The sequence below is a fragment of the Mycobacterium cajalii genome, assembly GCF_045809005.2.
Taxonomy (GTDB): domain Bacteria; phylum Actinomycetota; class Actinomycetes; order Mycobacteriales; family Mycobacteriaceae; genus Mycobacterium.
Map to the genome: position 1 here is coordinate 2,198,775 of NZ_CM141436.1, position 12,725 is coordinate 2,211,499.

A 12,725-nucleotide genomic window follows, 5' to 3' on the forward strand; every position below is an offset into this window, starting at 1 on the left:
TGGCGGGGCGTACCGACTACCGTGGACGCATGCAGCACAAGCGTGTCCGGGCCGGTGGAGCGGCGGCCGATTCCCTTGTGCCGCAGTATCCGATCGAGTCGGTCGACAACGCGCTCAAACTGCTGCTGCTGCTGGGTGAGCGGCCGCAGATCCGGCTGAGCGAGGCCACCCGGTATCTGGGCGTGGCGTCGTCGACCGCCCACCGACTGCTGGCGATGCTGGCCTACCGGGGGTTCGTCCGGCAGGACCCGGCGACCAAGGCCTACCTGCCGGGTCCCTCGCTGACCGGTGTGGCGTTCGCGATCTTCGGCCGCATCGACATCCAGGGCGCCGCCACCCCGATCATGCGCGGCCTCAGCGACCAACTGGGCGAGACGATTCACGTCGGCATGCTGGACGGCGCCGCCGTCCGCTTCGTCGCGGCGGTCGAGGGCCCGGCCGCGGTCCGGGTGGCCTCCCGGCTGGGACGGACGATGCCGGCGCACTGCACCTCGACGGGCAAGGCCATGCTGGCGCAGTTGCCGCAGCCCGAACTGCGTCAACTGCTGCCGCGGGAACGCTTGGAGCGCATCACCTCCCGCTCGATCGGCGACCGCGCCGAATTGGAGGCCGAGCTGTCGCGCATCCGCGACCGCGGGTATGCGGTCAACCGCGAGGAGAGCGAGGAGGGGGTCGCCTCGGTCGCGGTGCCCATCCCGACCCGGGCGCCGGGCCTGCGGCTCGCCCTCAACGCCGCCGCACCGCAGCACCGCCTCGACAGCGCCCGGTATCCGGCGGTGGCCGCCGCGCTGGCCAAGGGCGCCGAGGAGATCGGCGACCGGCTCGGCTGAGTCGCCGTCCGTCGCCGTCGCGAAAGTCGGCCGTCGCCAATCGTTTCCAGGTCGCTACGGCGGGCCGGGGCCCAACCGGGCGACCTCATGCCGCCAGGCGGCCTCGGTGTTGAAGCCGGGCCCCAGGTCCGGCAGCTCGTCCCAGTCGCGCTCGTCGATGTCGCGCGGGGTGCCGCCCGCCGCGCGCACCCGCAGCGACATGCGGGCGAGCGCGTCGAGGCTGATCGCCTGCAGCACGGCCTGCTGGACGGTGCCCGCGGCGCTGGTGATGCCGTGTCCGCGCAGGACCACCACCGGCCGGCCGCGCATCGCCGCCACCATCTCCTTGCCCAGCCGGGCATTCCGGATCAGCACGGCGCGCTCGTAGACCGGCACGCCGCCGCGGGCCAGCCGGGCGCCGGGGATGTCGAAGGCCCCGTAGATCGGTCTCAGCGTGATGCCGGCGAGGTCCGCGGCGACCACGGCCGGCGGGTGCACGTGGGCGACGGCCCGGTGCCGCGGATCGGCCAGCAGGGTCTCGACGTGGATGGGCAGTTCGTTGGGGACGCGGTACCCGTCGAGCTCGCCCTCGGCCCCGGCGCTGCCGTCGAACCCGACGAGCCGGATGTCGGCCGGCCGGGTGAACGCGACCCCGGTGTCGGCGTCGCCGCGGCAGCGGAGGAGCAGGTGCTCGTCGTCGACCCGCAGGCTCAGGTGGCCGAGCATCCCCTCGGCCAGGCCGCGCGCCGCGGCCACCCGGCAGGCCTGCGCGACCAGGGCCCGCTGCTCGTCAAGCATCGCCGCGGCCGCCAATGCCGAATCCGCCGTCGGGCCGGATGGTTTCGCCGGTGAGGCCGCGGGACCGGTCGGAGGCGAGGAACACGAAACTCCAGGCGTGGTCGGCGGCGTCGAGGGCGACGCGCAGGGGAGTGCGCGCCGCCAGGTCGGCCGCCCGGCCGGGACTGTCGTCGAGGCGGACGCCGTCCAGGCCCAGGCTCGCCGGGCCGCGCAGGTCGGTGTTCAGCGTGCCGCCCGGTGCCACCCCGTTGACGCGGACCTGTGGCGCCAGTTCGTGCGCGAGCGCGGTCACCAGGCCCCGCACGGCGAACTTCGACGACACGTAGAGCACGCCGCCCCGCCCGGGATAGAACGACGACGCGGACCCCGTCAGGACGATCGAGGATCCCGTTCCGGCGCGCAGCGCGGCGACCGCGGCCTTGACCGACTGCAGGTGGCTGAGCACGTTGGTCCGGAACATCTCGTCGAACGCGCCGGAGAGGTGGTCGGCGTCGACGTCGCAGACGCCCTGGTAGAAGTCGAAGACACCGACGCAGTTGACCAGGGTGTCCAGCCCGCCGAAGGTGTCGACGGCGACACCGACGGCGCGCTCGTTGGCCTCGCGGGTGACGGCGTCGCCCTCCACCACCGGCATCTCGGGGAACTGCTCGCGCAACGTGTTGCACTTGTCCCGATCACGTTCCAGTACGGCGACTTTCGCGCCCTCGGCGCGGAAGGCGTCGACGACGGCGCGGCCGATCCCCGATCCGGCGCCCACGATCAGGGCGCGTTTGCCCGCCAGCCAGTCGCTCATGGTTCGCTGCCCTCCTCGTCCGGTAGCAGCGGGCCGCCGGAGTTGCCGACCATGGCCGCGAGCGTGCGGGCGTTCTGCCGGGTCAGAGCCTCGAGCTCCAGCGCGTCCAGGCTGATCGAGCGCCCGGTTCGCGGAGAGCCGATCAGCAGCCGCGACCCGTTGCGGGTGTCCACCCGCCGCACCTCGACTTCGGCGAATTCGTTTGCAACAGTGATTGTTTCGCTCACAGGAACACCGCCAGATTCTGCATCCGCAAGACGGACTCGTCGACAAGGATGGTGCGGCGCGCCAGTTTCCACCGATCACCGCACCGCCGCAGCAGGTCCTCTCGCCCACAGGACACCAGGGCGCTCTCGTTGACGTCGCCGCGGCTGCGAAACAGCAGTTCGGCCGATTCCACGGCCAGGTGCGCGTCGTCTTCGACAAACGTGCGCACATTGGTGACGAAATGCCGCAGCCGCGACGGCGGATCCTCGGTCCAGGCGTGCTCGGTGGCGAAGCGTGCGACGCGCTGGCTCAGCGAGTACTTGTCCTCGTCGAAGTGCGCCATTCCCGGTGACGTGTCGAACCCGGCGCCGCGGGCGGTGGTGACCCGGACCGGCATCACGTAGCGGATGTCCTCGGTCAGCGTGTCCAGCCACGCCTCGTAGTCCTGGGCGTCCAGCAGGTAGGCCTCGTCGACGAGAAATTGGTGCGCCTGCAGGTGCCGAACATCATTGAAGGACAGTGCTTTTCTCATTGCAGGTAGTCCGCCCACAGGTTCAGCAGTGCCCGCTGGTTGTGCTCGTTGTAGCCGACCTGCGCGCGGCCGGGCCCGTGGAAGGACGCCGCGTCCAGCGCCTCGACGACGGGGCGGTCGTCGGGCAGCAGGCCCATCCGGCTGTTGAGCAGCAGCCGGCGCGCCATGGCGCCGCCGGCGGTGGTGGTCAGCGACACCCAGTTCTCCACGTCGTCCTGCTCGAACATGCCGGTGGAGCCGAAGCACATGAGGTACGCCTGGTAGGAGTCCCGCTTGTACCGCGGGGGAGCGGCGGAGTCCACCGCGAACCACGAACACACCTCCGTCTCGTCCGCGCTGAGAGGCTGCCACAGCCGGATCGAGATGAAGGGCAGGACGTTCTCTTTCCCGGGGTCGCCGCCGGGCAGTTTCGGCCAGTTGTGCACGAAGCTGAGGTTGGGAAAGCAGGTGGCCGCCGAGAACATGAAACCGTCCTCCCCGACGACCCGCTGCTGGCGCGGCGACCAGACCTCTTTGATCCGCGCGATCATCTCGTCGGGGTAGCCGACGTAGCGCATCCGTTGCTCGAACCCGCCGGGCGGCAGCTTGTAGGTGGTCCCGCCGCCGCGGTGCGCCCAGTAGGTGGCGCCGTCCTTGCGCTTCTGGGCCCGCGGCTCCCGGAACAGGCCGATGTCGACGATCGAGGCGTGCGTGTGCGGCGTGTGGTACATGTCGCCGGCGAAGTTCTCGGCGCCGATCTTCCAGTTCGCCTTGATCCGCCAGCGCTGCGGCCCCCGCAGCTCCACGCCGCCGGTGCTCTGTCGGGTGTAGAAGTCCAGATAGAACCTGAAGTCGCCGAGGAAGTCCTCGAGCGGTTCGGCGCGCGGGTCCAAACTGATGAACAACAATCCGTTGTAGCTCGCGAAACGCGGTGCCGGCAGCAGGGTTTGGCCGCTTCGCGGGAAGCCGTCGTCGCCGCCGTAGGCCTCCTGGTGAAACGGCAGGCCCGTGAGCCGGCCGTCGTTGCGGTAGGACCAGCCGTGGTAGGGGCAACGGAAATTGGAGGCGTTGCCCATCTCCGCCCGGCACACCTGCATGCCACGGTGCAGGCACATGTTGAACATGGCGCGCACCTCGCCGTCCGAACCGCGCGCGATGATGAAGGAGTCGTCGAGCGCCCGGCGCACCACGTAGTCGCCGTCCTGGGGGATCTCCGACTCGTGCCCGACAAAGACCCATGCGCGGCCGAACAGCCGCTCCTTCTCCAGCGCGAACAGGTCGGCGTCGTTGTAGATGTGGGCGGGGATCATGCCGCGGCGCACGTTTTCACAGATGCCGTCGAGGGCGCGATGGTCCGCCACGGCGCCCTCCCTTGTCTGTACTACAGAAACAGCTTCCGCTCAGTAGAATCCCGCAGCCCGCGGTCCTGGTCAATCGCCGCGATCCGGCGTGGCCAGGTTTTTACAAGAATGATTTGGGCTAATTCACAGGTGGTTGACAAGGATCGAGACGGGCGGCCGACGTTACTGTGGTCACGTCAGGGCTGTCAGGGGTGTGAGCAGAAAGTAACCGCGAGGTAATCGTCGGGTGCTGCCCCGCGCGGCGTCGTCTGTCTCTCGGCGGGGAAGGGCTGGTGGCATGGCTGGTCGGACACGAAGTGCCCGGTTGCAGGGACTCGGAGAACGGGCCCTGTCCGCGATCGGGCGCCAGGAATGGCTGGACCGGCCGAGCTACCGGCTGGAGCACCTGCTCAGCTTCGCCTACAACGGGCTGGGCGGGGCGCGCAACGGGGTCACGAACGCGCTGCACGGCGTGTGGCTGGGGCACCCGGTGCACCCGCCGTTGGCGTCGCTGACCAGCGGGGCGCTCGGCACGACCGTCGCCCTGGACGCGCTCAGTCTGCTGCCGGGGCAGCAGTCCACCGAGGTCCGCGACGCCGCGCGGTTGGCGGGCCGCGCGCTGGGCGTGGGCATCCTGGCCAGCGTCGGGTCGGCCGTCACCGGCGTCACCGACTGGCAGCACACCCACGAGGAGGACCGCCGGGTGGGGCTGGTACACGGCCTGGTGAACCTGGCCGCGACCGCGCTGTACGCGCAGTCCTGGTGGGACCGCCGCCGGGGCCGTCACTACCGCGGAATCGCCCTGACGGCACTGGGTTACGGCATCACCGTCGCCGGCAGCTACCTCGGCGGGGCCCTGGTGTTCGAGTCCGGGATCGGAATCGACCGCGCCGGCGAGCGGCTGCGCACCACGGAGTGGACACCGGTGCTGCCCGCCGAATCGCTGAACGGGAAACCGGTGCGGGTGGAGGTCGACGGGGTGGGGCTGGTGGTGTGCCGGACCGGCCCCGACGAGGTCGCGGCGTTCGGCGAGTTCTGCCCGCACCTGGCGGCTCCGATGGCCGACGGCTGGGTCGACCGGGGCCGGCTCGTGTGCCCCTGGCACGGCTCGTGGTTCTCGGCCGAGTCCGGTGAGGTGCTGCGGGGCCCGTCGGCGGCCCCGTTGCCGTGCTACGAGGCCCGGTTGGTCGACGGAACGGTCGAGGTCCGCGGCGAGGCAACGCCCGCCGTCGGCCGGGCGACGGGGATTCGAGAGGGAGGAGCAAAGTGAACGCCTACGACGTGTTGAAGGAGCATCACACCGTCCTCAAGGGGCTGGGCGGCAAGATCAGCCGGTCGCCGGTGAATTCTCAAGAGCGGCACGATCTTTTCGACGACATGCTGATCGAGCTCGACATCCATTTCCGCATCGAGGACGACCTGTACTACCCGGCGCTCAAGGATGCCGCCAGGTTGATCGCGATCGCCCACGCCGAACATCGCCAGGTGGTCGACCAGCTGTCCGTGCTGCTGAAGACCCCGCAGAGCGCGCCCGGGTACGAGCAGGAGTGGAACTCGTTCAAGACCGTCCTGGAGGCGCACGCCGACGAGGAGGAGCGCGACCTGATCCCGGCTCCCCCCGAGGTCGAGCTCACCGACGCCGAACTCGAGGAACTCGGCGACAAGATGGCCGCCATGATGCAGCGCTACCGCGGTTCTGCCCTGCACCGGCTGCGGACCAAGGGGCGGGCGGCGCTGGTCCGCGCCCTGTAGCGGTACGCGCCGGTCAGTTGCCGTCGCACGCGAGGCGGACGCCGGTGACGATCTGCGGTTCGATCGCGACGACGGTGTCGGCCCCGTTGACCCACGGACGCAGCAGGTGCTCGTAGCGGGCGACTTCGCCGGGATCGCTGAGCGTCTTCGCCATGCCGGTGACCACGACGCTCCAGCCCGTGTGCCGGTCCGGGTCCAGGTCGTCGGCTTCGTAGGCCACGACCAGACCCGAATGCGCGTTGGCGCGCCGGGCGCCGGAGGCGGGGGCGGTCAACCGGGTGCGCAGGATGATCCGGCCCTCGTCGACGAGATGGTTGACCGCGCGGATCGCCGGCAGTGCGTCCACGCTGAGCACCACGCGCCCGTAGCTGACGCTCGCCAGCAGGCGCATCGCCTCGGCGCGGGTCAGTTCGGTTGCGGTGAATCCGTCTGGGCGGACCAGTGTTGCGTTCATCGTTGTCACCTCGTCTCGAGCTTGTCGCACAAGATTGCCGTGGCGGGGCCGGATCCGATAAGGGCCGCAAGGCCCTATCTCGGCGGACGGTTGTCACCGCGGCGGGCGGGAGTAGCCTCACGGCTCATGAGCGCCGAGCGTCTCGCCTCGCAGGACGACATCACGGCGGAGATGGCCGGCATCGCCGCCGAGCACCGGGCGGCCGCGCGGGACGCGCGGCCGCTGCTCGACTACCCGCCCTACCGCGGCACGGCGCTGCGCCACCCGCAGCGGCCCCCGCTCGCCGTCGACCCCGAGGGCGCCGAACGGGGGGCCCCGTGTTTCGGCGAGCGGGACGTCGATCCCGCCGACGCCGACCTGACGTCCGGCCATGCCGGTGAGCCGATCGGGGAGCGCATCGTCGTGGCCGGTCGGCTGCTCGACGGGGCGGGCCGGCCGGTGGCGGGTCAGCTGATCGAGATCTGGCAGGCCAACGCCGCCGGCCGCTACCGCCACCAGCGCGACCGCCACCCGGCCCCCCTCGACCCCAGCTTCACCGGCGCCGGCCGCTGCCTGACCCGCGCGGACGGGACCTACCGGTTCCTGACCGTCAAACCCGGCCCCTACCCGTGGCGCAACCACCACAACGCGTGGCGCCCGGCCCACATCCACTTCTCGGTGTTCGGCACCGTCTTCCCGCAGCGCCTGGTCACCCAGATGTACTTCCCGGGCGACCCGCTGTGCGCCCTCGACCCGATTCTCGGGTCCGTCATCGAACCGGCCGCGCGCCGGCGGCTGATCGCCGGCTACGACCACGACCTCACCGAACCGGAGTACGCGACCGGCTACCGCTGGGACATCGTGCTGGCCGGCGGCGCCCGAACCTGGACCGACGATGGCTGAACCCGGCTGTACGCCAGGGCAAACGGCGGGCCCCTTCCTGCACCTCGGGTTGTCCTACCCCGGTGACCGCAGTCTGGTCGATGAGCGCCACCCGCAGGCCGTATGGCTGCACGGCACCGTGTACGACGGCGCCGGCGGCGCCGTCCCCGACGCGGTGGTCGAACTCTGGCAGCCCGGCCCCGACGGCCGCATCCCGCGACGGGACGGGTCGCTGCGCCGCGACCGGCCGGAGTTCACCGGCTGGGGACGTTGCGCGACGGATGCGGCCGGACGCTACTCGTTCACCACCCTGACCCCCGGCCCGCCGGGCCCGGGGCGGGCCCCCTTTTTCGCCCTCGTGATGTTCGCACGCGGACTGCCGGACCGGTTGTTCACCCGCGCCTACCTGCCCGGCGCCGGGCCGGGCGACGACCCGCTGCTGGCGGCCGTGGACGCCGGGCGGCGCGCGACCCTGGTCTGTGCCGCCGAGGACGATTCAACGGGCACGACGGGGTACCGCTTCGACATTCACCTGCAGGGACCGGACGAGACGGTGTTCCTGACCTACCGCGACGGCCGGCGATGACCAACCTGCTGTGGCCGGGCGACCACCGCGCCGGTGAACACCTGAGCGACGATGCCCTGCTGCGGTCGATGGTCGCGGTCGAAGCGGCCTGGCTGCACGCCCTGGCCGCCGCCGCCCTGGCGCCCCCCGAATGCGCCGCCGCCGACCTGTCCGGCCTGCTGGCGCCCGGCGACCCCGAGTCGCTCGCGGTCGGCGCCGAAGACGGCGGCAACCCCGTCATCGGCCTGGTCGGGCTGCTGCGCCGGCGGGCGGACCCGGTGGTCGCGGCCTGGATCCACCGCGGGCTCACCAGCCAGGACGTCCTGGACACCGGCCTGATGCTGGCCGTCCGCGCCGTCGTGGCCGAGGTCGTATCGCAGCTGAAACACCAGGCCGCGACGTTGTGTGCGCTGGCGGACGCCCACCGGGCCACCCCCATGGTGGCCCGCACCCTGAGCCAGCCCGCGGCGCCCACCACGTTCGGCGCCAAGGCGGCCGGCTGGCTGGACGGGGTCGTCGACGCCCTCGAACGGCTGGGCGCGCTGGTCACCCCGATCCAGATCGGCGGCGCCGCGGGCACCCGGGCGGCCACCACGGAACTGGCGACGCTGCTCACCGACACGACGGATCCGGCCGAGCTGTCCGACCGCCTGGTCCGAAGCGCCGCAACCACATTGGGCTTGGACATCCGGTCGCCGTGGCACACGACGCGGGCACCGGTCACCGCGGCCGCCGACGCTTTGCTGGCGTGCACCGACTGCTGGGGCCGCGTCGCCTCGGACGTCGTCACCCTGGCGCGACCGGAGATCGGCGAGCTCGCCGAGCCGGCGGGCGAGCACCGCGGGGGATCGTCCTCGATGCCGCACAAGCGAAACCCGGTGCTGTCCATCCTGATCCGGCGGACCGCCATCACCGCACCGCAGCTGGCGGCGACCCTGCACACCGCCGCCGCGCTGGCCCACGACGAGCGGCCCGACGGCGCATGGCATGCCGAATGGGACACGCTGCGCACGTTGGCCCGCCGCACCGTCGTCGCGGGCTCGCAATGCACCGAGCTGCTGTCCGGACTCGACGTACACACCATCCGCATGGACGAGAACCTCAGGGCCACGGACGTTCTGGGCGAACAACGCGCCATCGCCGAACTGGCGGGCAAGGCCCCGTCGCCCACCTATTTCGGTGCGGTCGACCGGTTGATCGAGAAGAGCGTGTCCCGCGCCCGGCGCGCCGTTGAAGGTTGACCCGGGTCGGGGTGGCGGAGGGAAGGGACTTCGGTCCCTACCGCGGACTCCGGTCGAGTGATCCGATTATCCCCGGGGGAGACGAGAGCAGACGCCGGAGGAGGCATGGCGATGAACAGTTCACAGCAGGCGCCGCCCGAGGTGCGCACGAAAGGGCTCGCGCGCCGCTTTACCGAGACCGAATTACGCGAGTTAGCCGCGCGCGGCGCGTCGGAGTTGCAGGACGCCGGGGCGACCGAGCTGTTGCGCTGGACGGATGCAACCTTCGGCCCCGACGGCTATGTGGTGGCGTCCAACATGCAGGACGCGGTGCTGATCGACCTGGCCGCCAAGGTGCGACCGGGTGTGCAGGTGTTGTTCCTGGATACCGGGTATCACTTCCCCGAGACCATCGGCACCCGCGACGCGGTTGAGACCACGTACGACATCCGGTTGCTCAACGTGACACCGGAGCACACGGTAGCCGAGCAGGACGCCCTCTTGGGCAAGGATCTGTTTGCCCGCGACCCCGACGAATGTTGCCGGCTGCGCAAGGTCGTCCCGCTGACCAAAGTGTTGCACGGGTATTCGGCGTGGGTGACCGGACTGCGCCGCGTCGACGCGCCGACACGCGCCGGCGCGCCGTTGATCAGTTTCGACGAGAAGTTCGAACTCGTGAAGGTCAACCCGTTGGCCGCGTGGTCCGACCAGGACATGACCGACTACATCGCCGAGCACAATGTGCTGGTGAACCCGCTTGTGGAGGAGGGTTACCCCTCCATCGGATGCGCGCCGTGCACCGCGAAGCCGGCGCCGGGCGCCGACCCGCGCAGTGGGCGCTGGCCGGGACACGCGAAGGTCGAATGCGGCCTGCACGCTTCGTGAGCGGGTACCGCACGGACTGCGGCGGTGAGCGCTGGATGTGTTGCCGCGCAATGGCGTCCGAAGTCAGCGGCGTGACGGCTGCGCGGCCGAAACCCGCTGTGAAAGGTGGGCCGGATGGCGGATACGCATCACATCGTGGATTGGGACCCGGAAGACGCCACGGCCTGGCGCACGGGTAACCACGCCATCGCCCGTGGCAACCTGATCTGGTCGACCGCGACCGCCCATGTCGCCTTTTCGATCTGGTACCTGTGGTCGGTGATGGTGCTGTTCATGCCGCAGGCCGTCTACGGCTTCACACCAAGCGACAAGTTGCTGGTGGGCGCCACCGCCGCCCTGGTCGGTGCGGTCGTGCGCATCCCCTACACGATGGCCACCACCAGGTTCGGCGCCCGCAACTGGGCGACGTTCTCGTCGCTGATACTGCTGATCCCCACGAGCGGGGCCATGGTGCTCTTGGCCAACCCCGGCGTGTCGTTGTGGCCGTACCTGGTGTGCGCGGGGTTGACCGGATTGGGTGGCGGCAATTATGCGGCAGCGCTGGCCAACGCCGAAGTGCTCTACCCGCAGCGCCTCAAGGGTTTGGCGCTGGGTCTCACCGGGGGGATAGCCAACCTGGGGGTGGCGTCTATCCAGGTGGTCGGACTGGTGGTGCTGGCGGCCGCCGGTCACCGGGAACCGTACTGGGTGTGCGCGATCTATCTGGTGCTGCTGGCCGTCGTCGGTGCCGGCGCGGCGCTGTTCATGGACAACTTCTCCCAGCCCATCCGGGTGGCCGACCTGCGGTGCGCTCTCGCGGTGCCCGACACGTGGGGGATCTTGTTGCTATACGTGACGGTCTCCGGCTCATTCCTGGGTTTTGCCTTCGCCTTCGGCCAGGTGATACATCTGAACTTGTTGGCCCGCGGGCAAAGCCATGCGCAGGCATCGTTGCACGCCGCCGAGGTCGCCTTCGTGGGGCCACTGCTGGGGTCGGTCGCACGCGTGATCGGGGGCTGGTTGAGCGATCGCCTCGGGGGCGGACGCGTCACCCTGGCCGCTCTTGCCGGCATGATCGCGGCCGGCGGCTTCCTGGTCGGCGTCAGCAGCCGCCAAGACGTGATCGGCGGGCCCGGAGGCCCCAAGACGATCCTGACGATGGCCGGCTACATCGCCGGCTTCATCGCGCTGTTCATCTTTTGCGGCGTGGGCAAGGGATCGGTGTCCAAGCTGATCCCGACGGTCTTCGCGGCGCGTTGCTGCACACTGGATGTCAGCGAGGAGCAACGCCGGCACCAGCAGAGCGCCATGTCGGGTTCGGTTCTCGGGCTGGCCGGTGCGCTCGGGGCACTCGGCGCGACGGTGACCAATTTGGTGCTGCGGCAGTCCTATCTGAGCGCCCACACCGAGACACCGGCATTCGTCAGCTTTCTGGTGTGCTATGTCGGAGCCGCGTTGCTGACCTGGGCGCGCTACGTGCGGCCCCCTGCCGCACAGGGGCTGTAACCGGGCGCGTGGCCCGCCGACCAGGCGCCGTGGACCGTCATCGCCCGATATTCGTGTAGTTGGTGGTCAGGATGTCGTGATACTGGGCGCGCATGAGTTCGGCTGTGTCGGCAGGATTTTGGCCCGCGGCCAGCCGGCCCTTGAGGGCGGCGACGGACTCGAATCCCCGGTTGTGCATCCAGTCGCGCAGGCCGTCCACCAGCGTGGTGACATGTTCGGGGCCGTGGGCGAGCAGGGCCGAGGTCGTCATCGTCACGTCGGCGCCGGCCAGGAGATACTTGACGACTTCATCCGGTGTCCACACGCCGGTGCTTGCCGCAACCGAGGCGTCCAATACCGGCGAGAGCAACGCGATCCACATGAGCGGCAGCCGGATGTCATAGGGTGTGCTGAGCTGAAGATCGGATTTCGGTTTCAGGCATTCGAGGTCGATGTCGGGGCCGTAGAACCTGTTGAACAGCACCAGGCCGTCGGCTCCGCTGTTCACCAGTTGGGTCGCCATGTGTGCGGGTGAACTGAAGAACGGGGAGATTTTGACCGCGACGGGAACGCTGACGGCGTCCTTGACCGCCCGCAGAATTTCGGCGTAGCTGTCTTCGAGCGCCGCGCCGGTTTCGGCCGGGTCGGCGGGTACCCGATAGATGTTGAGCTCGACCGCGCTGGCGCCGGCGTCCTGCAATCGACGCGCGACGTCGACCCAGCCCGAATTGGACCTGGCGTTCAGGCTCGCGATGATGGGCACGCCTGCGCGCCGCGCTGCCGTCCGAAGCGTCCGCAGCCAGCCCTCGAGCACGCCCCGGTCCGCGGGGATCTCGGGAAAGTACCCGGCGGCCTCCGGCTGGGTCTCGCTGCCCTGTTCGAGCAGCGCCGCCTGCGCCAGCTCCTCGGCGAGGATCTGTTCTTGATAGATCGAGGCCATCACGATCGCCGCGGCGCCGGCATCGGCCAGACGCAGGATGCCGTCCAGGCCGGCGGTCAGCGGAGACGCGGAGGCGACGATCGGGTGGTCGAGGTCGAGCCCGAGATACCGCGTTCGCAGGTCCAC

15 protein-coding genes are annotated in these 12,725 nt (G+C 70.3%); 8 read left to right on the plus strand and 7 right to left on the minus strand.

What is annotated here, in order from left to right:
- The first annotated feature begins 29 nt into the window (after nt 1-29).
- Nucleotides 30-830 (plus strand): IclR family transcriptional regulator, encoded by an 801-nt coding sequence (locus ACJ512_RS10645; RefSeq protein WP_407687879.1) that lies wholly within the window; start codon nt 30-32, stop codon nt 828-830.
- A 54-nt stretch (nt 831-884) separates the two neighbouring features.
- Here ACJ512_RS10645 and ACJ512_RS10650 read toward each other — a convergent pair whose 3' ends face one another.
- From ACJ512_RS10650 to ACJ512_RS10670, 5 genes are read right to left on the minus strand one after another with little or no spacing between them, the layout of a single operon-like run.
- A complete protein-coding gene (locus ACJ512_RS10650; RefSeq protein WP_407687878.1) occupies nt 885-1,607 on the minus strand; it encodes a class II aldolase/adducin family protein in 723 nt (240 codons plus the stop codon).
- Nucleotides 1,600-2,400 carry a 3-(cis-5,6-dihydroxycyclohexa-1,3-dien-1-yl)propanoate dehydrogenase gene (gene hcaB / locus ACJ512_RS10655; RefSeq protein WP_407687877.1) on the minus strand — a complete coding sequence of 267 codons (801 nt, stop codon included), beginning with the start codon at nt 2,398-2,400 and terminating at the stop codon, nt 1,600-1,602. The genes ACJ512_RS10650 and hcaB overlap by 8 nt, the downstream gene beginning before the upstream one ends.
- Nucleotides 2,397-2,627 (minus strand): dihydrodiol dehydrogenase, encoded by a 231-nt coding sequence (locus ACJ512_RS10660; RefSeq protein ID WP_407687876.1) that lies wholly within the window; start codon nt 2,625-2,627, stop codon nt 2,397-2,399. Before ACJ512_RS10660 ends, hcaB begins: the two co-directional genes overlap by 4 nt.
- Complete coding sequence (locus ACJ512_RS10665) at nt 2,624-3,139, minus strand: 3-phenylpropionate/cinnamic acid dioxygenase subunit beta (RefSeq protein ID WP_407687875.1); 516 nt, start codon at nt 3,137-3,139, stop codon at nt 2,624-2,626. Before ACJ512_RS10665 ends, ACJ512_RS10660 begins: the two co-directional genes overlap by 4 nt.
- The gene (locus ACJ512_RS10670) at nt 3,136-4,428 is read right to left on the minus strand and encodes a Rieske 2Fe-2S domain-containing protein (RefSeq protein WP_407687888.1); all 1,293 of its coding nucleotides are present in this window, start codon (nt 4,426-4,428) and stop codon (nt 3,136-3,138) included. Before ACJ512_RS10670 ends, ACJ512_RS10665 begins: the two co-directional genes overlap by 4 nt.
- Nucleotides 4,429-4,756: 328 nt before the next feature.
- Here ACJ512_RS10670 and ACJ512_RS10675 point away from each other — a divergent pair, with 328 nt between their 5' ends.
- Together ACJ512_RS10675 and ACJ512_RS10680 are read left to right on the plus strand one after the other, a co-directional pair.
- Entirely contained in the window at nt 4,757-5,728 is a 972-nt protein-coding gene (locus ACJ512_RS10675; RefSeq protein ID WP_407687874.1) for a Rieske (2Fe-2S) protein, read from the plus strand.
- The gene (locus ACJ512_RS10680) at nt 5,725-6,210 is read left to right on the plus strand and encodes a hemerythrin domain-containing protein (RefSeq protein ID WP_407687873.1); all 486 of its coding nucleotides are present in this window, start codon (nt 5,725-5,727) and stop codon (nt 6,208-6,210) included. Before ACJ512_RS10675 ends, ACJ512_RS10680 begins: the two co-directional genes overlap by 4 nt.
- A 13-nt stretch (nt 6,211-6,223) precedes the next feature.
- On the opposite strand, the gene ACJ512_RS10685 is transcribed toward ACJ512_RS10680, so the two are convergent.
- Nucleotides 6,224-6,664 (minus strand): pyridoxamine 5'-phosphate oxidase family protein, encoded by a 441-nt coding sequence (locus ACJ512_RS10685; protein WP_407687872.1) that lies wholly within the window; start codon nt 6,662-6,664, stop codon nt 6,224-6,226.
- 126 nt (nt 6,665-6,790) lie between these two features.
- Here ACJ512_RS10685 and pcaH point away from each other — a divergent pair, with 126 nt between their 5' ends.
- The 5 genes from pcaH to ACJ512_RS10710 all read left to right on the plus strand — a co-directional run bounded on the left by pcaH (nt 6,791) and on the right by ACJ512_RS10710 (nt 11,680).
- Complete coding sequence (gene pcaH, locus ACJ512_RS10690) at nt 6,791-7,546, plus strand: protocatechuate 3,4-dioxygenase subunit beta (RefSeq protein ID WP_407687871.1); 756 nt, start codon at nt 6,791-6,793, stop codon at nt 7,544-7,546.
- The gene (gene pcaG / locus ACJ512_RS10695; protein WP_407687870.1) at nt 7,539-8,111 is read left to right on the plus strand and encodes a protocatechuate 3,4-dioxygenase subunit alpha; all 573 of its coding nucleotides are present in this window, start codon (nt 7,539-7,541) and stop codon (nt 8,109-8,111) included. The genes pcaH and pcaG overlap by 8 nt, the downstream gene beginning before the upstream one ends.
- Nucleotides 8,108-9,331 (plus strand): lyase family protein, encoded by a 1,224-nt coding sequence (locus ACJ512_RS10700; RefSeq protein WP_407687869.1) that lies wholly within the window; start codon nt 8,108-8,110, stop codon nt 9,329-9,331. Before pcaG ends, ACJ512_RS10700 begins: the two co-directional genes overlap by 4 nt.
- A gap of 111 nt (nt 9,332-9,442) precedes the next feature.
- Nucleotides 9,443-10,195, plus strand: a complete 753-nt coding sequence (locus tag ACJ512_RS10705) for a phosphoadenylyl-sulfate reductase (protein WP_407687868.1) — start codon at nt 9,443-9,445, stop codon at nt 10,193-10,195.
- A 114-nt stretch (nt 10,196-10,309) separates the two neighbouring features.
- A complete protein-coding gene (locus ACJ512_RS10710; RefSeq protein ID WP_407687867.1) occupies nt 10,310-11,680 on the plus strand; it encodes an MFS transporter in 1,371 nt (456 codons plus the stop codon).
- A gap of 37 nt (nt 11,681-11,717) precedes the next feature.
- On the opposite strand, the gene ACJ512_RS10715 is transcribed toward ACJ512_RS10710, so the two are convergent.
- Nucleotides 11,718-12,725, minus strand: coding sequence for a dihydroorotate dehydrogenase-like protein (locus ACJ512_RS10715; RefSeq protein ID WP_407687866.1), 1,008 nt, complete (start codon nt 12,723-12,725; stop codon nt 11,718-11,720).